Genomic DNA, 25,041 nt, shown 5'->3' on the forward strand with positions numbered 1-25,041 from the left:
GTTCAGTGGGCCGGGACACCGTGCGGGTGTCCCGGCCCACTGCTTTCCGGGCGCCTTCTGAAACGGTGTTCGACTTGTGGAACCGCGTTCTACTTGATCGCACCCGCGTCCGGGGCCAGCACGCCGCCTGCCACCAGGCAGATGATCAGGACGCCGAGCAGCACCCGGTAGACCACGAACGGCGTGAAGCTGTTGTTCGAGATGTACTTGAGGAACCAGGCGATCGCCGCGTAGCCGACCACGAAGGCGATCAGGGTGGCCAGGACGGTCGGCCCCCAGGCCGGGGCCGGGCCCTCGCCGATCTTGAACAGCTCCAGCGTCCCCGAGGCGAGCACCGCCGGGATCGCGAGCAGGAAGGAGTAGCGGGCCGCCGCTTCCCGGCTGTAGCCGAGCAGCAGGCCCGCGCTGATCGTGCCGCCGGAGCGGGAGACGCCCGGGATCAGTGCCAGCGCCTGGGCGAAGCCGAAGCCGGCCGCGTGCGGCAGGGTCAGGTCGGTGATCGGACGGGCACGGCGGACGGCGCGGGTGCGGTCGGCGACGGCCAGGATCAGACCGAAGACGATCAGTGTGGTGCCGATGATCCGGAGATCGCGCAGATGGGTCTCGATGGTGTCCTGGAACAGCTTGCCGAGGATGCCGATCGGCAGGGTGCCGATGATCACGAACCAGCCCGTCCGGGCGTCCGGTTCTGAGCGCAGCGCTGGGCGGACCAGCGACAGTGCCCAGGTCCGGACGATCGCGGCGATGTCCCGGCGGAAGTAGATCAGCACCGCCGCCTCGGTGCCCAGCTGGGTGACGGCGGTGAAGGCCGCTCCCGGGTCGTTCCAGCCCAACAGGGCGGAGAACGCCCGCAGATGCGCGCTGGAGGAGATGGGCAGGAACTCGGTGAGCCCCTGGATCAGGCCGAGAACGGCCCCGTGGAACCAGTCGATCACCAGGCACCCGCCAGGGGTATCGGACGGGCGTCGTGCTGGTGCGGCATGGGCGGGTCCTTGCGGGTCGGAGCGGGCGTGCGGACGACCGCGACCCGCGCGGACCAGGCCGCGCGCGGGCCCGGCGCGCGGCCGATGGTACGGGGTGAAGGTGACATTTCTTTGTTCACCCTTTAATCGGTCTTTGCGCTCATCGATTGCGCTCTCTGATCGCGCTCTCCGGGGCCCCGCGCTCCGGGCCGCCACGGCTCAGCCGAGCGGTCGGGCCCTGACCCAGGTGCGGTCCTCCGTCAGGTACCTCTCGACCCGCAGGCCGGCGTCCGCCAGGGCCTGTTCGAAGGCCTCCGTGCTGAGCGGGCGGGAGAGGAAGGTCTGCGTCCAGGTGCCGTCCGGGAATTCGTACTGCGCGCGGACGGAGTTCACTCCTTCACCCACCGGTGTGGCGGAGAGGATCCGGGCGATCCCGTCCGTCCCGATCCGGCTCTCGCGCGGTACGTTCAGGTGCCAGTCCTCGCCCTCGCGCTGCACCAGCACGCAGCCGTCCTCGGCGACATGGCGGCGACAGGTCTCCAACAGGCCCCGGCGGACGGCCACATCGCCCGCGTGCACCAGGAAGGAGGCGAGCATGACGACGTCGAAGCGCTCGCCGAGGTCCAGCCGCTCGATCGGGCTGCGCACGGTGCGGACGCCTTCGCGCACCCGGCCCAGCATCTCGGCGGACTCGTCCACGGCCGTCACGGTGAAGCCGCGGTCGACCAGCGGGTGGGTCATCCGGCCGACGCCGCAGCCCAGTTCGAGGATGCGCGCGCCGGGTGGGACGGCGGCCTCGATCACGTCCGGTGCGTCGCCCACCGGGAGGCGGGTCCACACCTCGACCGCGCAGCCGTCGGGGGTGATCGCGCCCGCGCCCGTGCCGTCGTAACCCTCGCGTCGTTCGTCGTCCAGATGAGTGTCGTTGCCCATGGGGCCATCGGAACACGGGTGGGGTCCGCTGGGAAGGACGGTTCGGCGTCTTTCGGTCAGTTCGTCAGTTCGTCGCTCCGCCGGTTCGTTCGGCCTCCGCCAGCTCGGCCAGGGTGGCGCGCAGCCAGGAGAGTTCGGCCTCGGTCGTCGCGCGGGCGGTCAGCAGCAGGCCGCGCCGGAACGGATCGGCGAACTCCTCGGCGCTGCGCGGGCGGTCGCCCTCGTAGTAGAAGCTGGCCGGCTCGGAGAGGAAGTCCAGCCGGCGGCGGAGCACGGCGGCCTGGGCGGCCGGGTCGTCGAGGTGGCGCAGGAAGGAGAGCACGGTGGCCCAGCGGTTGCCGTCGCTGATGTCCAGCGGCTCGGGCTCGCGCAACCGGTCGAGCAGGGCGGTGCGGCCGGCCTCGGTGAGGTGCAGCGTGTGCCGGGGAGCGGCGGCGCTGCCGGGCTCGGTCTGACGGACCAGCAGGCCGTCGGCCTCCAGGCGCTTGATCGCGGGGTAGAGCGTGCCGTCGCTGATCGGGCGGATGTGGCCGGTGAGCCCGGCCAGGTGGCGGCGCAGCTCGTAGCCGTGCAGCGGCCGGTCGTACAGGAATCCGAGGATCGCGAGCTTCAGCATGGGGCCACTCTCTCAGATCGGTGACTCGGGGCATGGGTATATCGATGTCGCTATACCTCGACATCGAGGTATGCTCTTGGCGATTTCCTCGAACCACTCGAACCATTCGAACGAGCCACTTCGAACCAGGAGCGTGCGCGCATGCGTGAAGCCCTCGTCACCCCGAACGGCGACCGGATCCGCTGGGTCGAGCTGCCCGGCGCCGAGCCCGCCAGGCTCTACCTGCACGGGCTGGGCGCCAGCTCGCCGGCCTACTTCGCCGCCGCGGCCGCCCACCCGCTGCTCGCCGGGCACCGGTCGCTGCTGCTCGACCTGCTCGGCTTCGGCATCAGCGACCGGCCCGCCGACTTCGACTACACGCTGGAGGCGCACGCCGACGCGGTCGCGGCGGCCGTCGCGGCGGCCGGGCTGAACCGGGTCGAGGTGGTCGGGCACAGCATGGGCGGCGCGATCGCGATCGTCCTGGCGCACCGGCATCCCGAACTCGCCGCGCGGCTGGTCCTGGTGGACGCCAACCTGGACCCGATCACCCCCGGTCGCCAGCGGATCGGCAGCAGCGGGATCGCCTGCTACACCGAGGCGGAGTTCCTGGCCGGCGGGCGGGAGGAGGTCGCCGAGCGGGTCGGACCGTTCTGGTGGTCCACGATGCGGCTGGCCGGCCCGGAGGGCCTGTACCGCAGCGCCGTGCACCTCGCCCGGGGGAGCGAGCCGGCCATGCGCGAACTGCTGCTCGGGCTCGACCTCCCGCGCACCTTCCTGCACCCGGCGGCGGACGGCGACCCGGAGGGCGCCGACGGGCTGCGTGCGGCGGGCGTGCGGGTGGTGGCCGTGCCGGACTGCGGGCACAACATCATGCTCGACAATCCGGAGGGCTTCGCGTCGGCGGCCGCGGCGGCGCTGCGTGCGGATTGAGCCCGAACCGGTTGAGCGCGAACTAGGCTGGGCGGGACCGCCCGAGAGGAGCCCGCCCGATGCCCGTCGAGGTCCCCGAAGTCCCGCCCGCGCTGGCCCGGTCGCTGGAGGAGTTCCTCGGTGCCGAGGGACGTGCCTGGGCGGCCCGACTGCCCGCCCTGGCAGGCGAGTTGATGGACCGCTGGGCGCTGAGCCCGGACGGGCCGACGGCACACGGCGTGGCCGGACTGGTGCTACCGGTGCGACGGGCCGACGGGACGCCCGCGGTGCTGAAGCTCCAGCCCGTGGACGAGGAGACGACCGGCGAGCCCGACGCCCTGCGGGCCTGGGACGGGCGGGGCGCCGTCCACCTGCTCGACCATGAACCCGCCTCCGGCTCCATGCTGTTGGAGCGGCTGGACCCGTCACGCTCGCTGCTCGGCCTGCCCGACCACCTCGCGGCGCTGCGTGTGCTCGCCGAGCTGCTGCGTCAGTTGACTGAGCGTCAGGCACCCGCTCACCTGCGGACGTTGACCGGCCTCGCGGACGGGCTGCTGCTGCGGGCCCCGGCCGCGGCCGCCGCCCTCGCCGACCCGGACGAGCGACGACTGCTCGCCGACTGTACGGCCGCCCTGCGGGAGGTACGGGCCGAGTCCGGCGACCGGCTGCTGCACTGGGACCTGCACTACGGCAACGTCCTCGCCCCGCTGCCGGGCAGCGGCCGCGGGCCCTGGCTGGCCATCGACCCCAAGCCGCTCGCCGGGCATCCCGGATTCGAGCTGCTGCCCGCGCTGCGCAACCGCTGGGACGACCTGCGGGCCGGCGGCGCCCCCGACCGGGCGCTGCGGCTGCGCTTCGACCTCCTGCTGGACGTACTGGAGTTGGACCGGGAGGTGGCGGCGGCCTGGACGTTGGCCCGGGTGCTGCAGAACGCGGCCTGGGCGGCGGAGGAGGGCGAGACGGCACTCGACCCGGCCCAACGCACCATCGCGGAGCTGCTGTTGGGCCGGGCGTGAAGCCCCCGGCGCTCCCGGCCTCAGCCCTGCCGGTCTCAGCCCTGCCGGTCTCAGCCCTGCCGGTCTCAGCCCTGTCGGTTTCAGCCGGTCCCGCCTTCGATCCTTCCCGCCCTCACTTCTCCCGCAGCGGCACGAAGCGCACCGGCGTCCCCGGCCGGGTCTGGGCGGCCGCCGCCAGATCGGCGGCAGGCACGACGCCGATCACCGGATAGCCGCCGGTGGTCGGATGGTCGGCCAGGAAGACCACCGGCTGCCCGTCCGGCGGGATCTGCACCGCTCCCAACACCATGCCCTCGCTGGGTAGTTCGCCCGTCCGGGTGCGGCCCACGACAGGCCCCTCGGTGCGCAGCCCGATCCGGTTGCTCGCGGCGGAGACCCGGTAGCCGTCCCGGGCCAGCCGGTCCACCGCCGAGGGCGCGAACCAGTCCGCGCGCGGGCCGAGCCGCAGCCGCAGCACCAGTTCGGCCGGGGGAGCGGGCAGCGGCACCAGCTCGGCCCGGTCCCGGCACGGCGGCGGTGTGCCGACCGGTAGCCGGTCGCCCGCGGCCAGTGGGGCGGGTCCGAGGCCGGAGAGCAGGTCGGCGGAGCGGCTGCCCAGCACCGGCGGGACGGCGATCCCGCCCGCCACCGCCAGGTAGCCGCGCACCCCGGCGGTCGCCGTGCCGACCTCGACCACCGCGCCGGACGGCACCGCGATCGGCGCCCCCCAGGCGGCCGCCCGTCCGTCGACCGTCACCGGTGCCGGTGCGCCCGTGACGGGGATCAGCACCGGCCCGAGGGCGCGCAGTGCGACCCCGCCGAGCGTGGTCTCCAGCCCGGCCGCCGCCGGACCGTTGCCGACCAGCCGGTTCGCCGCCCGCAGCGCCGGTTCGTCCAGCGCGCCCGCCCTGGGCACCCCGAGGTGGGCGACACCGCGCCGCCCGAGGTCCTGGACAGTGGTCAGCGGTCCGGGTCGCACCACCTGCAGGTCGCTCAACTCGGCCCGCCCCCAAGACTGTCGCCGGATCCGTTCCTAAGCCCGTTCCGCCGTGAACCGTACCCGCACCCCCGGCGCCAGCAGTGCCGCGGGCTCGCGCAGCGGGTCCCAGAGCGCCAGCGCGGTGCGGCCGATCAGCTGCCAGCCGCCGGGGGAGAGGCCCGGGTAGACGCCGGTGTACTGGCCGGCCAGGGCGACCGAGCCGGCCGGGACGGAGCTGCGCGGGGTGTCCCGGCGGGGCACCTCGTACCGCTGCGGCAGCCCGGTGAGGTAGCCGAAGCCGGGTGCGAAGCCGCAGAAGGCGACCACGTACTCGGCTTCGGTGTGGATCCGCACGGCCGCCTCCTCGGAGACCCCCCAGAGCGCGGCGACCTCGGCCAGGTCGGCGCCGTCGTAGACGGTCGGGACCTCCACCAGCGGCCCGCTCGCCGCCGCGGCCGCCCGTGGACGGGCGGTGCGCAGCAGCGCTGCCACTGCCGGGACGTCCGCGACGCTGTCCAGCAGCACCGTGCGCGCGGCGGGCACCAGTTCCTCGACCTCGCCGAGTTCCCCGGCCTCCTGCCGCTCGCGCAGCCAGCCGTACAGCGCGGCGACCTCGGCCGTTCCCGGGAGTTCGACCAGTAGCGCCCGCTCGCCGACCCGCCGGACCGTGCCGACCGTCACGTGAACGCCTCCACCCGGACCCCGGCGGTGGCGAGGGCGCCGCGGATCCGCCAGGCGAGCTGGGCGGCGCCGGGAGTGTCGCCGTGGACGCACAGCGAGCGGGCCTCGACGCCGATCCGCTCGCCGCCGACCGCCTCCACCGTGCCGTCCCGGGCGATGCCGACGGCGCGGGTGATCACCGACTCGGGGTCGTGCACCACCGCGTCGGGCTCGCGGCGCGGGACGAGGGTGCCGGCCCAGGTGTAGGCGCGGTCGGCGAACGCCTCGCTGACCACCGGGAGTCCGACGCCCTCGGCGACGTCGAGCAGCCGGGAGCCGGGCAGTCCGAGGACGGGCAGTGGTCCGTCGCAGACCGCGCCCGCCCGCAGTACCCCGGCCACCACGGCCTCGGCCTGTTCGGAGTCGGCGACCACCCGGTTGTAGAGGGCGCCGTGCGGTTTGACGTAGGCGACCCGTGAGCCGGCGGCGCGGGCGAAGACCTGGAGGGCGCCGATCTGGTAGGCGATCTCGTCGGCGAGCTCCTCCGGGGGGACGTCCATCGCGCGCCGGCCGAAGCCGGCCAGGTCGTGGTAGGAGACCTGGGCGCCGATCCGGACGCCGCGTTCGGCGGCCAGTGCGCAGACCCGGCGCATGGTCGAGGGGTCCCCGGCGTGGTAGCCGCAGGCGACGTTGGCGCTGGTCACCACGGACAGCAGTGCCTCGTCGTCGGTCAGGCTCCAGCGCCCGAACCCCTCGCCGAGGTCCGCATTGAGATCGATCACCGCATCGGCCACGCCCGTCCGCCTCCCAGCAGCTGTTGAGCCAGATGGTAGGGCCTGCGGGTGAAGCCCGGTGTCCGTGACCCGGGGCCCCGGAGGGGCCACCGGCGCGCGGTCTCCGCTCGCGCGCCTCGGGGCGGCTCCGGGGCCGCCGACTCAGCTCGCGGCCAGGCGTTCCTGGAAGGAACGTTCCAGCGGACGCAGGGACCGCAGCACGATGAGCAGCGGAATGACGCCGAAGATTCCGAATGACATGTCGATAAACCGCCACACCACCGGAATCCCGCGCAGCGGTCCGCAGATCAGCGCCAGGGGGATCACGGCACCGCAGGCGAGCGCCGACCAGCGGATCACCCAGATGTTGCGGACCGGGTCCTTGAGCGGCCCCCAGAAGGCGGCGGCGATCACCAGGTGGGCGAAGGCCAGCCAGTCGGTGCCGTACGCCAGGAAGGGGTAGCGCTCGTCGGTCTCGGTGATGCCCCGGTGGACCCGTTCGAACCAGGCGAGGGCCGCCGGGAAGTGGTCGGTCAGCGGAGTGGCCGGGCCGGTGGCGAAGTCGACCAGCCAGCGGGTCTCGGTCTCCAGCGGGAAGGCGGTCAGGCCGCTGAGCACCAGGCAGACCACGAAGAACCGGAGCCACCGTCGGGCCCGCCGCAGGATGACCGCGGGGTCGTCGTCCATCTCGCCCACCTCCCGCGCGCGCCGAGCGCGCGCCCATGCCGAACGTGCAGGCGGGCCTTGTCCCGTCTGCGCACGGCCGACTCTAGACCCTCGATTTGAACGTGTTCAACATGCCCCTGGGAGTGGCTCGGCCCGACCCCGGACGCACCGGTGCCCGGGCGCCGCGGCGGCACCCGGGCGCCTCGGAACAAGGGGTCAGGCCGTGTAGGTGTACGTCACCGGCGCGCTGGTGCCGCCCGCCGTGGTGACCGTGACGTCCACCGGCCCGGGCCGGCCGGCCGCCGGCGCGTAGGCCGTGCAGTACTGCGGGCCGCAGGACACGCGGTCGGCCGGCACCCCGCCGAACCGCACCGACCCGTACGTCAGGTTGCTGCCCGCGATGGAGACCGAGGTGCCGCCGGCCACCGGCCCGCTGATCGGGCCCAGGTGGCCGACCACCGGCGCGGGCGGTGCCGGCGGCGGGTCGCCGGTGTAGTCGAAGGCGGCCGGCGCCGCGGCCGTGCCGCCCGGGGTCACCACGCTGACCGGGGCGCTGCCCGAGCCGCCGGGCGTGGTCACCGTGCAGGCGGTGTCGGTGCAGGTGCCCGGCGCCGGGGTGCCGCCGACCAGCACCATGCCGTGGCTCAGGTTGCTGCCGCTGACGGTCACCGGGGTGCCGCCCGCGCCGGGGCCGGTGGTGGTGTCCAGGCCGGTCACGGACGGGGCGTCGGGGACGACCGGCGCCGGGGTGCTGCCGTCCAGCGTCGCGACCGCGACGTGTCCGGTCGGGTCGGTGTCGTTCGGGTTGCCGATGGTCGCGACCAGCTGGCCGGAGGCCTTGGTCGGGTCGCCGTACACGTGCAGCTTCATGAACTCGGAGAAGCCGACCCGCCGGGAGCCCACCAGGACGGCGTCCAGGTGGCGGCCGTCCGGCGAGACGGTCTCGGTGAAGGTGTAGTCGTACGGCGTGGAGTAGAACATCGCGCCGTCGGTGGTGAGCCCCTGCGGCAGGTCGAGGGTGATGTGGGTCGGCCCGGTGAGGTCGGCCGTCCCGGCCGAGACCCAGTACACCGAGAACTGGCCCGGTCCGGGCGGGGTGGTGCTCGGCAGGTAGCCGTTCAGCGAGACCGTCACGTGCTGCGCCGAAGGGCTCGGCGCATCGGCGGGTGCGGCCGTGGCGACGGCGGCTCCGGTGCTGAGGGTGGTCACGGACAGCGCGGCGGCGAGGCCCGCTTTCGCCAGTCGGGTGATCATGCGTCGATCATCACCGAACCACCCTGCCGCCCTCACGGCTTTCTCGAATACCGGTTCGGGAATGGCGGAATTCCGTCGAAACCCCGTTCTGAATCGAGCTCGCGTACGGCCGCCCACCTGCCGCCGGGCCCGCTCGCAAGGTCCGTTTCGGTCGATGTCGGTGCGAACCTCTAATCTTGTCCTCCGTGACCGCCATCGCTGACCCGCCCACCGAGCCCGGCCTCCAGCCGGCCGCCGGCGCCACCGTGCCCGCCGCGCGGCCCGCGCCCGGCCCCGCCGCCGACGAAGGCCTGGCCCGCCGGCTCAAGGCGCTGGCCTGCACCGCCCCGCTGCACGACCTGGACAACCGCAAGGTCAACCTGGCCGGCGAGTTCGGCGGCTACGCGATGGCCGAGGTCGGACTCGCCGCGATCGACCTGGTCACCCTGCACATGGACTTCGACACCGGGGCCGACCGCGAGATAGTGCTCGCCCGGCTGCTGCCCCGGGTCGCCGCCCAGGCCCCGACCCGTCACGCCGCCGAGCACGAGCGGGTCGCCCGCTGGGTGCTGGAGTCGCTGATCAACGTCGGCAGCGTGGACCGCGGCTTCCGCGCCGTCTACGGCACCTTCGGCGCGGACGGCGAGTACGTCCGCCGCGACTACGACTTCAAGCTGATCGAGGAGGTCCCCGGCCCCGACGGCGGCGTCTACCTGCGCACCACCGACGAGGCCGTCAACGTCCTGGTCGGCGCGCTCGACACCGACGTCACCTCGGCCCAGATCGCCGCCGAGGTCAAGCTGGAGGTGCTGATCCGCCGCGGCCGGCTGGCCGACGCCCAGCTCGCCGCCGAGCAGGCCCGCTACCGCACCGTCCAGTACGCCGAGACGCTGCGCCGCGCCCTCGACGCCACCCGCCGCAACGTCCGCGCAGTCGACTGGATGAAGACGATTCCGGACCTCATCGACGAGGCGCTGGACCACATCGCCGACCGCTACCGGCACGAGAACGCGATTCTCACCAACATCCGCAAGGCCCGCGACGAGGCCGAGCCCCACACTCCTGAAGGGGCCGAGCACAAGCGCCGCGCCGCCGAGCTGCTCGACATCGTCAAGGACTGCATCCGTCGCCACACGAAGCTGCAGACCCGCCTGCTGGAGGCCGGCCCGCTGTTCCGCGCCGAGCAGGACCGCCAGGCCTTCGCCACCCCCGGCGCCCGCAGCGGCATCGACCTGTACGGACAGCTGCTCGCCCCCGTGCTGCGGCTGCCGATAGAGCAGGCCGTCCGCCCCACCGGCGCCTTCTTCACCCGAGGCGCCGGACTGCGTACGCCCGTCTCCGTCCGGGTCGCCGACCTGGTCGATCTGCTGCTCACCCCGCCGGTCGAGCGCGAGCACCTCGGCGCCGAGCTGCCCGACCCGGACCTGGTCGCCACCCCGGACGACAGCCGCTTCTCCGAAGCCCAGCTGGAATCCGCCCTGGAGTTGCTCGAGCTGCCCCCGGACGCCCCCCGCCGGCTCTCCGGCCTGCTCGCCGACGCCCGCCAGCAGGACCCGGAACTCCCTTACCTGGTCGCCCTGTTGGCGGTGCACGCGGCCAGCCCGCCGGTCGGCACGGCCTACCGCCAGGGCGAGGAGCGGCTGCTGTTCGCCGTGGACGACGGCACCCCGCTGCACGACCCGGAGTTCGGCGGCGCCGACCTGATCGTCGGCAGCGCCCTGCTCGACGCGGTCGGCATGGCCGCCGACCGCAAGGACGCCGGCTGACCGGCCGGGCACCGACACCCGCAGGCACCCACCTTGACCAACCGTAACCACCGCGCCACCCCCGAGGAGCACCGCCCGTGACGACCCACCACGACACGTCCTGGGCGGCGGAGACCGAACCCGCGGCCCCCGCGCCGATCACCCCCGCCGACGTCGCCGACGCCGCCCGCCTGGTCTCCTTCGGCCTCCAGGCCAAGCTGCTCCCCGCCCGCGACGCCGAATACGCCGAGCTCGTGCGCCGCCACCGCGAGGACCCGCCGTTCGCCCGCCTCGCCGACGCCATCGCCACCGGCATGGGCCTGGTCGTCCTGGAGGTGTCGCCGCGGGCCGGCATGGCCGTCGCCGCCGCCGAGGACTCGCTGTTCGCCGTCCGGATGGGCGACTACTCGCGCCGCGCCGCCTCCGAGTCCACCGACCGCTTCCTGCACGGCCTGGCCCACCTCGCCGTCGCCGCCATGGCCTTCCCCCGGCCCGAGGACCTCGCCGACGACGGCTACCTCGGCCGGATCACCGTCAACGGCGTCGACTCCTTCGTCCGCCAGGCCTGCCGGCGGCTGGAGGAGCAGGCCGACGCCGAGGGCGCCAACACCGACCCGGCCTCCGACGCCCCCGGCCTGGAGGCCGCCTGGCGGGTCTGGGCCCGGCGCACCGCCACCGGCGCCACCAAGGACGCCCGCCGCCTCTCCGGCTCCACCATCGGCATCGTCGCCAAGGCCGTCATGTTCCTGGTCGACTCCGGCTTCCTGCAGAAGGTCTCCGACGACTCCGGCGGCACCTACCGCACCACCGCCCGCTACCAGCTCCAGGTCCGCGACCTGGCCGGCAGCGCCGCGATGGCCGAACTGCTCGACCTCGGCATCGTCCCGGTCTCCGACGGCACCGCCAGCCTGCTGCCGCCGGACACCGGCGACGAACTGGTCGCCGACGCCGGCCTGCCGTTCCACTCGCTCTGACAGCCCCACAGACGCCCCATAGACGCACGGAGAACCGCCGCACATGTACGAGCTCAACCGGGTCCGCCTCTACTCGATCGGACCGGCCGGCGCCCGCTACGCCGACACGGTGCTCGACCTGCGCGGCGTCGGCGAGCCCGTCGCCGACCCGGCCCCGCAGCAGATCGGCCTGTTCGGCGAGGACACCGACGGGCCGGTCCGCCGCCCCGCCCCGGCCGGAGTGCTCTTCCTGGAGAACGGCGGCGGCAAGTCCGTCCTGCTCAAGCTGATCTTCTCGGTGATGCTCCCCGGCCACCGCAACACCCTCGGTGGCGCCAGCTCCGGCGTGCTGCGCAAGTTCCTGCTCGCCGACGACTGCGGCCACGTCGCCCTGGAGTGGCAACACACCGTCACCGGTGAGCTGATCGTGGTCGGCAAGGTCAGCGAGTGGCGCGGCCGCCAGGTCTCCTCCGACCCGCGCAAGTTCGCCGAGACCTGGTACTCCTTCCGCCCCGGCCCCGGCCTCACCCTCGACTCGCTGCCGGTCGCCGAACGGGTCAGCCTGGCCGGCGACCAGAAGGCCCGCGGCCGTCGCCGCACCATGAAGGGCTTCCGCGACGCCCTCACCGAGGCCGGAAAGGCCCACCCCCACCTCGACCTGGTCTTCGAGGACGGCCACGACCGCTGGACCGAGCACCTCGGCGAACTCGGCCTCGACCCCGAACTCTTCCGCTACCAGCGCGAGATGAACGCCGACGAGGGCGAGGCGGCCGGCCTCTTCGCGGTCAAGCACGACAGCGACTTCACCGACCTGCTGCTGCGCGCCGTCACCGACACCCGGGACACCGACGGCCTCGCCGACCTCGTGCACGGCTTCGCCGCCAAGCTCGGCCGCCGCGCCGAACTCACCGCCGAACGCGACTTCACCGCCGGCTCGCTCGACCTGCTGGAACGCATCGTCGAGGCCACCACCGCCCGCGAGACCGTCCGCGAGGCCCACCGCACCGCCGAACGCCGCACCCGCCGCCTCGCCCACGCCCTCACCTCCCGTGCCGCCGCCGAACGCGACCGCGCCCAGGACCTCGCCATCGAGGTCGCCGCCGCCGCGAGCGCCGTCACCGCCGCCGAGGCCGACCGCACCCGGCACAGCCTGATCGCCGACGAACTCACCCACCGGCACGCCACGTTGAGCCTCGCCGCGGCCACCGCCGAGGCCGCCGCACTGCGCCGCGAACTCATCGACGCCCGCACCCTGCACTCCGCCTGGCAGGCCGCCGAAGCCGTACTGCGCCACCGCGCCGCCGCCGACCGGGTCGCCCGGGTCGCCGCCGCCATCCGCGAGGCCGAGCTGGACGCCGCCCCCGCGCTCGCCGCCCGCGCCGCCGCCGCCACCGCGCTCGCCCGCGCCCTGGAGGCCGCCGCCGCGGCCGCCGAGTCCCGCGCCGACACCGAGGAGCAGCGCGCCGGCGAGCTCCAGGCGGACGGCGCCAAGGCGCAGTCCGACGCCACCGAGGCCGCCACCGCCGCCCAGAAGGCCCGCAGCGAGGCCGAGCACCTGCGCCAGCGCCTCACCGAGGTCGAACAGGAGACCGCCGCCGCCGTCGAGGCCGGCTTCATCGACGCCGACGGCGACGTGGACCCGGCCCGCGCCGCACTGCACGCCGCCGACGTCGAGAAGGCCGCCGCCGCGTCCCTCGCCCAGGCCCGCACCGCCGCCGAGGCCTCCGCCACCCGGCTGCGCGAGGCCGCCGCGGCCACCTCGCGCGCCGAACTCGCCGCCGAGCGGGCCGGCGACGCCCGCAAGGGAGCCGCCCGGGCCCTGGCCGCCGAACAGCGCACCGCCGCCCTGCTCGCCACCGAGCAGCGGCTCGCCGACCTGCTCTCCCTGACGCCCTACCAAGAGGGCGCCGACGAGGACGCCGGCTTCCTCACCCCCGCCGTGCTCGACCGCAACGCCGAGTACCTTCGCGAACTCCTCGACGAGGCCATCGCCACCGCCGAGCGCACCCTGTTCGACCTGCGCACCGCCGCCGCCGACGACTCCCGCATCCTCGCCGCGCTCGGCGACGGCGGCCTGCTGCCGCCCGGCCCCGACGTGCTGGCCACCGTCGAGTACCTCGCCGAGCACGGCATCCCGGCCCTGCCCGGCTGGCGCTACCTCGCCCAGTCCGTCGACCCGGCCGACCACGAGGCGATCCTCGCCGCCCGCCCCGAACTGGTCGACGGCGTCGTCGTCACCGACCCGTCCTCGCTGGAGCGCGCCCGCGAGGCCCTGCAGGCCGCCGCCCTGCTGCCGCGCTCCACCGTGGCCGTGGGCGCCGCCGCCTCGCTGATCGCCCCGATCACCGCCGAGCCCGCGTTCTTCCTGGTGCCGCCGAACCCGGCCATGCACGACGAGTCCGCCGCCGACGACGAGCGCCGCGAACTGCGCGCCCGCGCCAGTGCCCGCGAGGAGCACATCCGCGAACTCGCCGGCCGTCTCGGCGCCGACCGCGCCCTCGCCGCCCGCCTCGCCTCCTGGCACGCCAGCTGCCCGCCCGGCACCCTCGCCGAGCTCGCCGCAGCCGCCGAGGCGGCCCGCGAGCATGCCGAGCAGTCCGCCGCCGCGCTGGCCACCCTGCGCGCCGACCACGACGAGGCCGAGACCGACCACGCCACCGCCGCCTCCGCACACGAGGAGCACCGCGAGGCCGCCCAGCGCGCCCGCCGCCGCGCCGACGCCCTCTCCGGCCTCGCCTTCCGACTGCGCGAACGCGCCAACTGGGCCCGCCGCCAGCGCGAGTTGGGCGAGGACGCCACCGAGTGCGACCGCCGCCAGGCCGTCTGCGCCGAACGCGCCCGCACCTGCGACGAGGACCGCCGCGCCGCCCAGCGCGCCGCCGACGACGCCCGCCGCACCGGCCGCGCGCTGCGCGCCGAGCGCGCCGAGATCCCCGCCGCCGAGCAGTCCGACGAGCCCGCCGAGCAGACCGCCCCCGCCGCACTGCCCGCCCTGCGCGAGGCCTACCGGGCCGCCTCCCAGCTCTACGAGAAGGTCGGCGTCGGCGCCGACCTGCGCGCCGAACAGGCCCGCGCCGAGGGCGACGAGGCCGGCGCCGCGGCCGAACTCGACCGCCTCACCAACAAGGTCCGCACCCGCGCCGAGGAGCTGCTCGGCAGCCCCGACGGCGCCGACGGCCCGGCCCGCCAGGCCGCCGCCGTCCGCGCCGAGGAGCTGGTCGCCACCATCGAGGCCCGCTCCGCCGCCGCCAGCGAGCAACTCGGCCGCCTGCGCGGCGAGGCCGAACGCTCCGCCCCCGCCGACGGCGAGGCGCACACCGAGCTGCCCGAGGACCTCGTCCCGACCGACCCCGAGCACGCCCAGACCCTGCTGCGCACCGCCACCAGCCGGCTCGCCGAGTGCCGCGAGGCCGTGGACGCCGCCCGCACCGCGCACACCGACCTCCAGCGCACCTACGACACCGCCCAGTCCGCCGCCGCCGACTTCGACGAACTGGCCGGCCAGCTGCGCGACGGCCTGCGCGACCACCAGGAGGACGCGGACGACCCGGCCGAGCCGTACCTCGGCTCCCTGACCGAGGCCCGGACCACCTCCACCGAGGCCCGCCGCACCCTCCGTACCGCGGCCGGCGAGCTCTCCTCCGCCGAACTCGCCGTCCGCGACGCCTCCGACGCACTGGTCCGGCACGCCAACGCCGCCCGCTACGAGGCCGTCCGCACCCCCGCCCGCCAGCAGATCCGCGAACTGCCCGCCTCCGCGCTGCCCGAGCACGCCGCCGCCTGGGCCGCGGCCTTCGCCCCCCGGCTGCGGGTACTCACCGACGAGCTCGCCCAGCTGGAGAAGAACCGCGGCTCGATCGTGGACCGGCTGCGCGGCCTGGTCGAGTCCTCGCTGACCACCCTGCGCGCCGCCCAGCGGCTGTCCCGGCTGCCCGAGGGCCTGGGGGAGTGGTCCGGCCAGGAGTTCCTGCGGATCCGCTTCGAGGACCCGGACCACGCCACCCTGGTCGAGCGCCTCGGCGAGGTCATCGACGAGGCCACCCGCGCCGCCGTCAAGAAGAACAGCGACCTGCGCCGCGACGGCATGTCCCTGCTGCTGCGCGGCGTCGCCGCCGCGATCGGCCCCAAGGGCGTCAGCGTCGAGATCCTCAAGCCCGACGCGGTGCTGCGCGCCGAGCGGGTCGGCGTCGGCCAGATGTCCGACGTCTTCTCCGGCGGCCAGCTGCTCACCGCCGCCATCGCGCTCTACTGCACGATGGCCGCGCTGCGCGCCAACGACCGCGGCCAGTCCCAGCTGCGCCACGCGGGCACGCTGTTCCTGGACAACCCGATCGGCCGCGCCAACGCCACCTACCTGCTGGAGCTCCAGCGGGCCGTGGCCGACGCGCTCGGCGTCCAGCTCATCTACACCACCGGCCTGTTCGACACCACGGCGCTCGCCGAGTTCCCGCTGGTGATCCGCCTGCGCAACGACGCCGACCTGCGGGCCGGCCTCAAGTACATCTCGGTGGAGGAGCACCTGCGCCCCGGACTGCCGGCCCAGCCGGACCCGGACGGCCCGACCATCCACGGCGAGATCACCGCCACCCGGATGTTCAAGCGCCCCGCGGAGGTTCCCGCGCAGTCCTGAACTGACTAGCGTGATCACCATGCTGACGATCGCGCACCTCAGTGACATCCACCTCGGCCAGGACCACCGCCGGGACCGCGGCAAGCGGGCCCGGCGGCGGGCCGAGCAGGTGATGGCGTACCTCAACGCCCTGCCCGGCCCGCTGGACGCGGTGCTGGTCACCGGCGACCTCGCCGACCACGGCCTGCCCGCCGAGTACGAGCAGGTGGCCAAGGTGCTGACCTCCCGGCACCCGATACTCACCTGCCCCGGCAACCACGACATCCGGGCGCCGTACCGGGAGGTGCTGCTCGGCGAGGAGCCGGGGGAGGAGCCGGTGAACCGGCTGCACCGACTGCCCGGCGCCGACGTCCTGATGCTCGACTCGTCCATCCCCGGCCGGCACGACGGCCTGCTGGACGACCGCACGCTCGACTGGCTGGACGCCCGACTCGCCGAAGGCCGTACCGATCTGCCCGCCCTGGTGGCCTTCCACCACCCGCCCGTCGAGCTGCACCTCCCGTTCGTCGACGGTATCCGCCAGTTCGGCGAGGAGCGCCTGGCGCAGGTGCTGGGCCGCCACCCCCGGGTCACCGCCCTGCTCTGCGGCCACTCCCACACCCCCGCCGCGACCACCTTCGCCGGACTGCCGGTGCTGGTCGCGCCCGGCGTGGTCTCCACCATCACGCTGCCCTGCGAGGGCGGGAGCGGTATCTCCTTCGACCACCCGCCGATGCTCGCCTTCCACGTCCTGGGCGACGACGGCCGGCTGACCACCCACTACCGGGCGGTCCCGCTGGACTAGCTGTCCTTCAACCGGCGCAGGATCGCCATGAGTTCGGCGGGCGGCGCGACGGAGAAGGAGCGCTGGGCCTCGTCGATCCGCGTCAGGTTGGTCACCGTGCCCTGGTGCCACCAGTAGAGCCGGGGTGAGAGCGGCCCCGGGTTCTCCGAGTGGACGCGCAGCGCGATCGAGGCCAAGTCGTTGACGGCGCCCGCCACGCGCGGCTCGGCCAACGGGTGGAAGAACAGGTAGTCCCGGCTGGGCGCGGTGAACAGGGCTCCGTCCCGCGGGAGTTCGTGTCCGGTCACCGCGCGGGCCAGTTCCTCCAGCACCAGCGCCTTGCTGGCCGTGAACATCGAGCCGCCGGTCACCGCGTACAGGGTCGAGCCCTCGGTCGGGCCCTCCAGGACGTCGAACTCCACCGGATCGGCGATCAGGTTGGCCCGCCCGGCGGCCCGCAGCCGTTCCAGGCCGATCTCGGCGACGAAGCGGTCGTCCAGCGTCCGCACGGTGTCGGGCAGGTCGAGGCAGAGCGCCTCCATGAGGCCGGTCGCGACCGGCCGGAGGTAGCTGAACGAGGGCGCCATCTCGGCCGGGATCGCGTCGTCGGCGATCAGCCGGAGGTAGGCGCAGCGGAGGACGTCGTCCTGCCCCTGCGGGGTGGACTCGTCGGCGCCGGCCAGGGCACGGAAGTGGCGCTCCACCAGCTGGGGCCACTCGCCCGGCTCGGCGCGGCGGCAGAACTCGGCGAGGTTGTACAGGTTGCTGGTGCCCTCGGCCCGTTGGACGAACTGGCCGGTGACGGTCGCCCGCACACCGATGCCCGCGTGGTGCTGCCGGACCAGCTCGCGCAGGTGGTCGGCCTGGTCGGTCGTCAGGGCGGTGAGGTCGGGGTCGTACTGGGGTGCTGCCTTGGAACGGAAGAACTTCATGCGCCCGACTCTAGGGGAGCGCCCTGACGCCGGGTCGGGTGCTGTCGGCTACGCGGTCGGCACCCGGCGCTGGTACGGCTGTTGCGGCGGGTACGGCTGCTGCGGCGCGCCGCCGGGGCGGGGGAGCGGCCGGGCGGCCAGCGGATCGGGGGCCACCCGGCTGCCCGCCATCGGGTACGCGGAGTTCGGACCGCGCATCCGCTGGGCGGCGACCTGGCGGGAGATCAGGATCTCCAGCAGGCACCACATCGTGCCGAACACCCCGAGCCCCATCGCCATCAGCGCGGGCGTCATCAGCCAACTGCCCGCGTACGAGGACAAGGTCGCGACCACCACGCCGACCAGGGTGAAGGCCAGGCAGAGCACCGCCCGGACTGCGGCGGCGCGCACCTCGTCGGGCAGGCGGCGACGGCGGCGTGGCACGGACATCGGGCGACCCCCAGGCGCGAATTCGATGGCGGACACGGAACGGGCGCACACAAAAAGCGCCCCCTTGCCTCACTCTGCCCCACCGAACCAGGACCATGCGTCCGAATCCACCGAACTGCCGCCAAATCGTGCCATCCGGGCATGCGGCAGCGTCCCGTCGGCGCACGCGCCGGGCAGGGCGCTCAGCCCAACTGCTGGTTGAGCTCCTCCAGAGCGCCCGTCACGATCGTCCGCATCGCCGCCTCGGCGTGGGCGGCGTCCCCCGCGCAGATCGCCTCCGCGACCTCGCGGTGCAACCGGATCGCGTACGACTCCGGCTGATGGGGCATCAGATGGTACTCGGTCCGCCCGGTGAGCACCGCCCCCACGGTGTCCCCGAGGTGGGCGAACATCTCGTTGCCGGAGGCGCGCAGGACCAGGGAGTGGAAGGCGATGTCGTGCCCGAGGAAGGTGGTCAGGTCGGCGGCCCGTGCGGTGACCGTCAACTCAACGGCCAGCGAGCTGAGTTCGCGCCGGTCGTCGTCGGTGGCGTGGACGGCGGCGAGCGCGGCCGCGGCGGGCTCGACGGCCACCCGCAGTGAGCCGAGCGAGCGTAGCTGGGCCGAGCGGTCCGAGCCGGCCAGCCGCCAGCGGATCACCATCGGGTCGAACACGTCCCAGAGCGACTTGGGTTGCACGGTGATCCCGACCCGTCGCCGGGAGGCCACCAGGCGCATCCCTTCCAGGACTCGCACCGCTTCCCGGACCACTGTCCGGGACACCCCGAACCGCTCCTCCAGATCCTCCCCGCGCAGCACCGCGCCCTCGGGAATCTCCCCCGACGCGATCGCCGGCCCGAGCTCGTCAAGCACCCGACCGGGCAGCCCCTGGATCTCCATCCGCCCAGCGTAGACGTCCACCGCCCAGAGCCCCACGTCACCCTCCGGTGCGCGCGTGACCCGCCTCACCCACCCGTCGAGCCGTCGCCCCCCATCACGGCCCCCGCGCAGCCCCGACGCCCCGGCCCGGGCCCCGCCCACCCCCGGCGCCGTGGGCACCCCCCGCTTCCCAGGCCCCGCCCCCAGGGAAGTAAAAGTATGACGATTTGGTTTCTGGCACTTGAATACGTCATATCTTTGAAGCGATAGTGGCGGCCTGCAACGAAGGAGCACCACCCATGGCTCTCAGCGTCGAGAACCACGACCACCCGGTCGCACCCCTCACCGTCGTGGTGATGGGCGTCTCCGGCGTCGGCAAGACGACCCTGGCCCGCCTCCTGGCCGACCGCCTCGATCTCCCCTTCGCCGAGGCGGACGACTTCCACCCGCCGGCGAACATCGCCAAGATGTCCGCCGGCATCCCGCTGGACGACCAGGACCGCGAGCCCTGGCTGCGCGCCATCGGCGCCTGGCTCAAGGAGCGCACCGAGGCCGGCACCGGCGGCGTGGTCACCTGCTCGGCGCTGAAGCACGGCTACCGCGACATCCTGCGCGTGGACGCCCCGGATGCCTTCTTCCTGCACCTCAGCGGCGGGCACGAGCTGGTCGAGGACCGGCTCTCCCACCGCACCGGCCACTTCATGCCGGCGTCGCTGCTCGGCTCCCAGTACGCCGTCCTGGAACCCCTGGGCGCGGACGAGCGCGGCGCCGTCCTGGACGTGGGCCCGTCCCCCGAAGAACTCGTCGAGAAGGCCGTGGTACTGCTGCGGCCCGTCAATGGAGACCTCGCGTGAGTAATGCCCCCACCCTCCTCCTGGCGGCCGCCCCACCGGCCCTGCCCCACACCGGCAGCAACTCCCAGCTGCTGATCGCGGTGCTGGTCAGCATCGGTGCGATCGTGCTGGCGATCACCAAGCTGAAGCTGCACCCCTTCCTCGCCCTGACGATCGGCTCCGGCCTGCTGGCCGCCATCGCGGGCGCGCCCTTCGACAAGCTGCTGAGCAGCTTCTCGACGGGCTTCGGCTCCACCGTGGCCAGCGTCGGTCTGCTGATCGGCCTGGGCGCGATGCTCGGCAAGCTGCTCGCGGACTCGGGCGGCGCCAACATCATCGCGGACACCGTGCTGTCCCGGACCGGCAACAAGGCGCTGCCCTGGGCGATGGCGCTGATCGCCGCCGTGCTCGGCCTACCGCTGTTCTTCGAGGTCGGCGTCGTCCTGCTGATCCCGATCGTGCTGCTGGTCGCCCGCCGCGGCAACGTGCCGCTGCTGCGGGTCGGCATTCCGGCCCTGGCCGGCCTGTCGGTGCTGCACGGCCTCGTTCCCCCGCACCCGGGTCCGCTGGTGGCCATCGACGCCCTGAAGGCCGACCTCGGCGTCACCCTGGCGCTCGGTCTGCTGATCGCGATCCCGACCCTGGTCATCGCCGGTCCGCTGTTCGCCCGGGTGGCGGAGCGCTGGGTGGGCCCGCTGGAGATCCCGACCGCCATCGCGCCCGAGGAGACGGTCAAGCGCGAGCGCACTCCGTCCTTCGGCGCGGTGCTGGCGACCATCCTGCTGCCGGTCGTGCTGATGCTCGGCAAGGCCCTGGCCGACGTGGTGATCGACGACCCGAAGGCGATGGGCCAGCGGGTGTTCGACTTCATCGGCTCCCCGCTGATCGCGCTGCTCGCCGCGACCCTGCTCGCCATGCTCACCCTCGGCAAGGCGGCCGGCTTCGACAAGGCCCGGATCTCCGAGACCGTCGGCAGGTCGCTCGGCCCGATCGCGGGCATCGTGTTCATCGTCGGCGCGGGCGGCGGCTTCAAGCAGACCCTGATCGACGTGGGCGTCGGCGACATGGTCAGCCACTGGTCGAGCCAGTGGCACATCTCGGGGCTGCTGCTGGGCTGGCTGATCGCGGTGCTGATCCGCCTGGCCACCGGCTCGGCGACGGTCGCCACCATCACCGCGGCCGGCATCGTCTCCCCGCTCGCCGCCTCCATGTCCTCGACCCACTCGGCGCTGCTGGTGCTCGCGGTCGGCGCCGGTTCGCTGTTCCTCTCGCACGTCAACGACGCCGGCTTCTGGCTGGTGAAGGAGTACTTCGGGATGAGCGTCGGGCAGACGCTGAAGTCCTGGTCGGTGATGGAGACGGTGATCTCGGTGGTCGCGATAGCCCTCATCCTGCCGCTGAGCCTGATCATCTAGCCCGCGAGGCGCGCACGAAGGGGCGGCACCCGTACCGTACGGGTGCCGCCCCTTCGGCGTTCCGTCAGTGCCCCAGCAGCCCCGACAGGACCGCCGTCGTCGCCTCCAGCAGTTCGTCCGCGACCGCGCCGCCCGCCGCCGTACGGGCCAGCAGGCCCTCGCGCGCCGCCAGGATCACCGCCGCCGCCTGCCGGGCACTCGCCCCCGGGGGCACCAGCTCGGGCAGCGCCCGCTCCAGGACGTCCGCCGCTGCCCGCACCAGCGTCCGGTCGTGTGCGGCGACCTGCTCGGCCAGCGCCTCGGACCGGGCCGCGACCAGCCGGAACTCCAGGAACAGCAGGATCCACCCGGTCTCCGCGGGCTCGACCCGCAGCAGCGCTTCGACCAGCAGTCGGGCCCGCTCCTGCGGCGCCAGTGCCTCGCAGGCGGCGGCCAGTTTCTCCAGCTCGGCCATCCGTGCGGCCGCCTGGTCGTCGAAGAGCGCCAGCAGCAGGTCCTCCTTGCCGGCGAAGTTCGAGTAGAAGGCCCCGCGGGTGTAGCCGGCCGCGGCGCAGACGTCCTCGATGCTGGTGCGCCCGAAGCCGACGGTGAGGAAGAGCTCGCTCGCCGCGGCGAGCAGCCGGGCCCGGGTGTGGACACGGCGGCGGGGCGGTCGGGGAGCGGCGGTCTCGGCCGGGGGTGGGTTCACGGGAGAACGATACATGGTGTATTCAGTACGAGTCGTATTCAATACGGCCCGTACTGAACTGGAGGGGACAACCGCCATGACCCGACCGACCCGGCTGCTGATCACCAACGCCCACCTGCTCCACCCCGAGGACGGCACCCGGACCGACCGGGGCTGGATCGAGGCCGCCGACGGCCGGATCGCCGCCACCGGCACCGGCCGCCCGCCCGCCGCCGCCGAGGGCGTCCGGGTCCTGGACGCCGCGGGCGCCACCGTCCTGCCCGGCCTGATCGACGCCCACGTCCACCTGTTGGTCACGACCCTCGACCTCGCCGCGGTGGCGAACTGGACCCCTGGTTACCTCACCGTCCGGGCCCTCGCCGAGGCCGAGCGGATGCTGCGCCGCGGTTTCACCACCGTCCGCGACGTGGGCGGCGCCGACCACGGCATGGCCCGGGCCCTGGACGAGGGCTTGGCGCTCGGTCCGCGGCTGATCTTCGGTGGCAAGGCGCTCTCCCAGACCGGCGGCCACGGTGACCTGCGCCCGCTCGGGGACGACTCGGTGCCCTGCTGCGAGTCCCGCCCCGACTTCGGCCGGATCGCCGACGGCGTGGACGCCGTCCGCGCCGCCGCCCGGGACGAGTTCCGCAAGGGCGCCGCCCACCTGAAGGTCCTGCTCTCCGGCGGCGTCGCCTCCCCGCACGACGAGATCGCCGCCGTCCAGTACAGCGAGGAGGAGATCCGGGCGGCCGTCGAGGAGGCGGAGAACCACAACCGCTACGTCACCGTGCACGCCTACCATCCGCGCGCGATCGACCGCGCGCTGCGGGCCGGGGTGCGCTGCGTCGAGCACGGCAACCTGCTGGACGACGCCAACATCGGGCTGCTGCTGGAGAAGGACGCGTTCCTGGTGCCCACGCTGGTCGCGTACGCGCAGACGGCCGGGCTCGGCGCCGGCTCCGGCCTGCCGCCGTCCTCCCTCGGCAAGCTGGCCGAGGTCCGGGACCAGGGCCTGGCCGCCCTGGAGCGCGCCCACCGCGCGGGCGTCAACCTGGTGTACGGCAGCGACCTGCTGGGTCCGCTGCACCCGGCGCAGTTGGAGGAGTTCACGCTCCGCGCAGAGGTCCAGCCGCCCGCCGACGTACTCCGCTCGGCCACCACGACGGCGGCACGGCTGCTCGGCATGGCGGGGGAGATCGGCACCCTGGCCCCGGGTGCCCACGCCGACCTCCTCGTCGTCGACGGCGACCCCCTGGACGACCTCACCGTCCTCACCCGCCCCGGCCGCCACCTGAAGCACGTCATCAAGGCGGGCGCCGTCGTATGACGACGACGGGCGGGCGCTCGGAAACCCGAACGCCCGCCCGTCACCAGCGAGTTGCTTGCCAGACCTTGCGCCTACCTACCCGCGCGCTCCGCCAGGCCGTGCTTACTTGGCTCCACGCTTCGCGAGGCTGTGCCTACTTGGTTCCGCGCTTCGCGAGGCTGTGTTTACTTGGTTCCGCGCTTCGCGAGGAAGGCCTCGACCTCGGCCCGGATCTCCGGCGTGTCCAGCCCGCGGACCGTCATGGTGGTACGGCGACGCAGCACGTCGTCCGCCGTGTACGCCCACTCGCTGTCGGCCGCGTACGCGACCTGCGCCCAGACGTCCGGCCCGTCCTCGTGGATCGGCCGGCCGAGCTCCGGGTTCTCGTCGATCATGCGGGCGATCTCGAAGGAGAGGGTGCCGTAGTGGCTGGCCAGGTGCTTGGCCACCAGCGGCTCCATCCGCGAGCCCGGCTCACGGTCGATCAGCAGGCGGTGGGCCACCGCGTTCGGAGCGCCGACGCCCGGCAGCGGCACGGTCGGGGCGATCGGGGACATGTCCTCGGCGAGGCTGGTGCCGGGCACGTGGGCCAGCTTCTCCAGCACGGTGCGGCCGATGTGACGGTAGGTGGTCCACTTGCCGCCGGAGACCGACAGCATGCCGCCGCGGCCCTCGGTGACGACCGTCTCGCGCTTGGCGGCGGCGGTGTCGCCCGGGCCGCCCGGCAGCACGCGCAGGCCGGCGAAGGCGTAGGTGATCAGGTCGCGGTCGAGGTGCTCGTCGCGGATCGCGTGCGCGGCCTCGCCCATGATCTGGTCGATGTCCGCGTCGGTGGCCCGGACGTCCTTCGGGTCGCCGGTGTACTCCTCGTCGGTGGTGCCGAGCAGGACGTGGTCCTCCCACGGGATGGCGAAGGAGACGCGGTACTTGTCGATCGGGATGGTCAGCGCGGCGCGCCACGGGGAACGGCGCTTGACCACGACGTGCGCGCCCTTGGAGAGGCGGATCGACGGCGCGGCGCCGGCGTCCTCCATCGTGCGCAGGTGGTCCACCCACGGGCCGGTGGCGTTGAGCACCAGGCGGGCGTTGATGCCGAACTCGTCGCCGTCCAGGCGGTCGCGCACCTCGGCGCCGGTGACCCGGCCGGCGGTGAAGCGCAGCCCGGTGACCTCGGCGTGGTTGAGCACCACGGCGCCGGCGTCGACCGCGGCGCGCACGGTCATCACCGCGACGCGCGAGTCGTTCATCTGGTGGTCGCCGTAGACGGCCACCGAGCGCAGGCCCTCGGTGCGCAGCGCGGGCACCTGCTGGGCGGCGTGCGCGGCGGTGGAGACCCGGCCCATGCCGTCGCGGAAGGCGGACAGCGCCGAGTACAGGAACACGCCGGCGCCGAGCTTGGCCGCGCCGTGCGGGCCGCCCTTGTAGACCGGCACGAAGAAGGTCAGCGGGTTGACCAGGTGCGGGGCCACGTCGGTGGAGAGCGCGCGGCGCTCCTTGTGGTTCTCCGCCACCAGCTTGACCGCGCCGGTCTGCAGGTAGCGCAGACCGCCGTGGACGAGCTTGGACGAGGCGCTGGACGTGGCGCCGGCGAAGTCGCCGGCGTCGACCATGGCGACCTTCAGGCCGGCCTGGGACGCGGTCCAGGCGACGGCCGTGCCGAGGATGCCGCCCCCGATCACCAGCAGGTCGTAGGTGGCCTTGCCGAGCAGCTCGCGGGTCTCGGCGCGGGAGGCGGTGCGGCCGGCGGTGCGCTCGGCGCCCAGGGTCGGGATGGTTGCCATGGTGGTTGTGTACGGCGCGCTG

The 25,041-nt window shown here is 74.0% G+C and carries 22 protein-coding genes; 9 read left to right on the top strand and 13 right to left on the bottom strand.

The features are described 5' to 3' along the window. Positions 1–89: 89 nt before the first annotated feature. From ACFVWU_RS32360 to ACFVWU_RS32370, 3 genes are all read right to left on the bottom strand, one after another. On the bottom strand, positions 90–932 hold the full coding sequence (locus tag ACFVWU_RS32360; protein ID WP_387627559.1) for an undecaprenyl-diphosphate phosphatase: 843 nt from the start codon (positions 930–932) through the stop codon (positions 90–92). 249 nt (positions 933–1,181) lie between these two features. Then, positions 1,182–1,895 carry a class I SAM-dependent methyltransferase gene (locus ACFVWU_RS32365; RefSeq protein ID WP_387627513.1) on the bottom strand — a complete coding sequence of 238 codons (714 nt, stop codon included), beginning with the start codon at positions 1,893–1,895 and terminating at the stop codon, positions 1,182–1,184. Between the two features lie 64 nt (positions 1,896–1,959). Next, positions 1,960–2,511, bottom strand: a complete 552-nt coding sequence (locus ACFVWU_RS32370) for a PadR family transcriptional regulator (protein ID WP_387627515.1) — start codon at positions 2,509–2,511, stop codon at positions 1,960–1,962. A gap of 141 nt (positions 2,512–2,652) precedes the next feature. On the opposite strand from ACFVWU_RS32370, the gene ACFVWU_RS32375 reads away from it, so the two are divergent. Both ACFVWU_RS32375 and ACFVWU_RS32380 read left to right on the top strand, forming a co-directional pair. Continuing rightward, a complete protein-coding gene (locus ACFVWU_RS32375; protein ID WP_387627516.1) occupies positions 2,653–3,423 on the top strand; it encodes an alpha/beta fold hydrolase in 771 nt (256 codons plus the stop codon). 59 nt (positions 3,424–3,482) lie between these two features. Beyond that, on the top strand, positions 3,483–4,418 hold the full coding sequence (locus ACFVWU_RS32380) for an aminoglycoside phosphotransferase family protein (protein WP_387627517.1): 936 nt from the start codon (positions 3,483–3,485) through the stop codon (positions 4,416–4,418). 112 nt (positions 4,419–4,530) lie between these two features. Here the strand turns inward: ACFVWU_RS32380 and ACFVWU_RS32385 are convergent, their stop codons facing one another. From ACFVWU_RS32385 to ACFVWU_RS32405, 5 genes are all read right to left on the bottom strand, one after another. Next, entirely contained in the window at positions 4,531–5,394 is an 864-nt protein-coding gene (locus ACFVWU_RS32385) for a biotin-dependent carboxyltransferase family protein (protein ID WP_387627518.1), read from the bottom strand. A gap of 36 nt (positions 5,395–5,430) precedes the next feature. Beyond that, complete coding sequence (gene pxpB, locus ACFVWU_RS32390) at positions 5,431–6,057, bottom strand: 5-oxoprolinase subunit PxpB (protein ID WP_387627520.1); 627 nt, start codon at positions 6,055–6,057, stop codon at positions 5,431–5,433. After that, a complete protein-coding gene (locus tag ACFVWU_RS32395; protein ID WP_387627522.1) occupies positions 6,054–6,830 on the bottom strand; it encodes a LamB/YcsF family protein in 777 nt (258 codons plus the stop codon). The genes pxpB and ACFVWU_RS32395 overlap by 4 nt, the downstream gene beginning before the upstream one ends. A 141-nt stretch (positions 6,831–6,971) precedes the next feature. After that, positions 6,972–7,496 (bottom strand): hypothetical protein, encoded by a 525-nt coding sequence (locus tag ACFVWU_RS32400; protein ID WP_387627524.1) that lies wholly within the window; start codon positions 7,494–7,496, stop codon positions 6,972–6,974. A gap of 195 nt (positions 7,497–7,691) precedes the next feature. Further along, on the bottom strand, positions 7,692–8,729 hold the full coding sequence (locus tag ACFVWU_RS32405; protein WP_387627525.1) for an IPT/TIG domain-containing protein: 1,038 nt from the start codon (positions 8,727–8,729) through the stop codon (positions 7,692–7,694). 245 nt (positions 8,730–8,974) lie between these two features. On the opposite strand from ACFVWU_RS32405, the gene ACFVWU_RS32410 reads away from it, so the two are divergent. From ACFVWU_RS32410 to ACFVWU_RS32425, 4 genes are all read left to right on the top strand, one after another. After that, positions 8,975–10,474: a hypothetical protein gene (locus ACFVWU_RS32410; RefSeq protein ID WP_387627560.1), complete on the top strand. Its 1,500-nt coding sequence runs from the start codon at positions 8,975–8,977 to the stop codon at positions 10,472–10,474. Positions 10,475–10,551: 77 nt separating this feature from the next. After that, positions 10,552–11,427 (top strand): hypothetical protein, encoded by an 876-nt coding sequence (locus tag ACFVWU_RS32415; protein WP_387627527.1) that lies wholly within the window; start codon positions 10,552–10,554, stop codon positions 11,425–11,427. A 43-nt stretch (positions 11,428–11,470) separates the two neighbouring features. Further along, positions 11,471–16,036, top strand: a complete 4,566-nt coding sequence (locus tag ACFVWU_RS32420) for a hypothetical protein (protein WP_387627528.1) — start codon at positions 11,471–11,473, stop codon at positions 16,034–16,036. Between the two features lie 19 nt (positions 16,037–16,055). Beyond that, a complete protein-coding gene (locus ACFVWU_RS32425; protein WP_387627529.1) occupies positions 16,056–16,820 on the top strand; it encodes a metallophosphoesterase in 765 nt (254 codons plus the stop codon). Here ACFVWU_RS32425 and ACFVWU_RS32430 read toward each other — a convergent pair. From ACFVWU_RS32430 to ACFVWU_RS32440, 3 genes are all read right to left on the bottom strand, one after another. Further along, the gene (locus ACFVWU_RS32430; RefSeq protein ID WP_387627531.1) at positions 16,817–17,731 is read right to left on the bottom strand and encodes a hypothetical protein; all 915 of its coding nucleotides are present in this window, start codon (positions 17,729–17,731) and stop codon (positions 16,817–16,819) included. The two genes, ACFVWU_RS32425 and ACFVWU_RS32430, sit on opposite strands and share 4 nt — an antisense overlap. A gap of 48 nt (positions 17,732–17,779) precedes the next feature. Further along, positions 17,780–18,160 (bottom strand): hypothetical protein, encoded by a 381-nt coding sequence (locus tag ACFVWU_RS32435; RefSeq protein WP_387627533.1) that lies wholly within the window; start codon positions 18,158–18,160, stop codon positions 17,780–17,782. A gap of 182 nt (positions 18,161–18,342) precedes the next feature. Then, on the bottom strand, positions 18,343–19,038 hold the full coding sequence (locus ACFVWU_RS32440) for a FadR/GntR family transcriptional regulator (protein WP_387627534.1): 696 nt from the start codon (positions 19,036–19,038) through the stop codon (positions 18,343–18,345). Between the two features lie 278 nt (positions 19,039–19,316). Here ACFVWU_RS32440 and ACFVWU_RS32445 point away from each other — a divergent pair, with 278 nt between their 5' ends. Together ACFVWU_RS32445 and ACFVWU_RS32450 are read left to right on the top strand one after the other, a co-directional pair. After that, the gene (locus tag ACFVWU_RS32445; protein ID WP_387627535.1) at positions 19,317–19,871 is read left to right on the top strand and encodes a gluconokinase; all 555 of its coding nucleotides are present in this window, start codon (positions 19,317–19,319) and stop codon (positions 19,869–19,871) included. Continuing rightward, positions 19,868–21,265: a gluconate:H+ symporter gene (locus ACFVWU_RS32450; RefSeq protein WP_387627537.1), complete on the top strand. Its 1,398-nt coding sequence runs from the start codon at positions 19,868–19,870 to the stop codon at positions 21,263–21,265. The genes ACFVWU_RS32445 and ACFVWU_RS32450 overlap by 4 nt, the downstream gene beginning before the upstream one ends. Positions 21,266–21,329: 64 nt before the next feature. Here ACFVWU_RS32450 and ACFVWU_RS32455 read toward each other — a convergent pair whose 3' ends face one another. Continuing rightward, complete coding sequence (locus ACFVWU_RS32455; protein WP_387627539.1) at positions 21,330–21,953, bottom strand: TetR/AcrR family transcriptional regulator; 624 nt, start codon at positions 21,951–21,953, stop codon at positions 21,330–21,332. A 76-nt stretch (positions 21,954–22,029) separates the two neighbouring features. On the opposite strand from ACFVWU_RS32455, the gene ACFVWU_RS32460 reads away from it, so the two are divergent. Continuing rightward, entirely contained in the window at positions 22,030–23,259 is a 1,230-nt protein-coding gene (locus ACFVWU_RS32460; RefSeq protein ID WP_387627541.1) for an amidohydrolase family protein, read from the top strand. 164 nt (positions 23,260–23,423) lie between these two features. Here ACFVWU_RS32460 and ACFVWU_RS32465 read toward each other — a convergent pair whose 3' ends face one another. Continuing rightward, positions 23,424–25,019: an FAD-dependent oxidoreductase gene (locus tag ACFVWU_RS32465; protein WP_387627543.1), complete on the bottom strand. Its 1,596-nt coding sequence runs from the start codon at positions 25,017–25,019 to the stop codon at positions 23,424–23,426. Positions 25,020–25,041: the final 22 nt, after the last annotated feature.

Origin of the sequence: Kitasatospora sp. NPDC058190 (assembly GCF_042883685.1) — a bacterium.
Lineage (GTDB): Bacteria > Actinomycetota > Actinomycetes > Streptomycetales > Streptomycetaceae > Kitasatospora.

Bases quoted from the DNA above. Each gene is read 5' to 3' on its own strand.
- ACFVWU_RS32365 (WP_387627513.1), bottom strand. From the start codon at position 1,895: ATGGGCAACGACACTCATCTGGACGACGAACGACGCGAGGGTTACGAC.
- ACFVWU_RS32370 (WP_387627515.1), bottom strand. From the start codon at position 2,511: ATGCTGAAGCTCGCGATCCTCGGATTCCTGTACGACCGGCCGCTGCAC.
- ACFVWU_RS32375 (WP_387627516.1), top strand. From the start codon at position 2,653: ATGCGTGAAGCCCTCGTCACCCCGAACGGCGACCGGATCCGCTGGGTC.
- ACFVWU_RS32380 (WP_387627517.1), top strand. From the start codon at position 3,483: ATGCCCGTCGAGGTCCCCGAAGTCCCGCCCGCGCTGGCCCGGTCGCTG.
- ACFVWU_RS32400 (WP_387627524.1), bottom strand. From the start codon at position 7,496: ATGGACGACGACCCCGCGGTCATCCTGCGGCGGGCCCGACGGTGGCTC.
- ACFVWU_RS32405 (WP_387627525.1), bottom strand. From the start codon at position 8,729: ATGATCACCCGACTGGCGAAAGCGGGCCTCGCCGCCGCGCTGTCCGTG.
- ACFVWU_RS32420 (WP_387627528.1), top strand. From the start codon at position 11,471: ATGTACGAGCTCAACCGGGTCCGCCTCTACTCGATCGGACCGGCCGGC.
- ACFVWU_RS32425 (WP_387627529.1), top strand. From the start codon at position 16,056: ATGCTGACGATCGCGCACCTCAGTGACATCCACCTCGGCCAGGACCAC.
- ACFVWU_RS32430 (WP_387627531.1), bottom strand. From the start codon at position 17,731: ATGAAGTTCTTCCGTTCCAAGGCAGCACCCCAGTACGACCCCGACCTC.
- ACFVWU_RS32435 (WP_387627533.1), bottom strand. From the start codon at position 18,160: ATGTCCGTGCCACGCCGCCGTCGCCGCCTGCCCGACGAGGTGCGCGCC.
- ACFVWU_RS32440 (WP_387627534.1), bottom strand. From the start codon at position 19,038: ATGGAGATCCAGGGGCTGCCCGGTCGGGTGCTTGACGAGCTCGGGCCG.
- ACFVWU_RS32445 (WP_387627535.1), top strand. From the start codon at position 19,317: ATGGCTCTCAGCGTCGAGAACCACGACCACCCGGTCGCACCCCTCACC.
- ACFVWU_RS32460 (WP_387627541.1), top strand. From the start codon at position 22,030: ATGACCCGACCGACCCGGCTGCTGATCACCAACGCCCACCTGCTCCAC.
- ACFVWU_RS32465 (WP_387627543.1), bottom strand. From the start codon at position 25,019: ATGGCAACCATCCCGACCCTGGGCGCCGAGCGCACCGCCGGCCGCACC.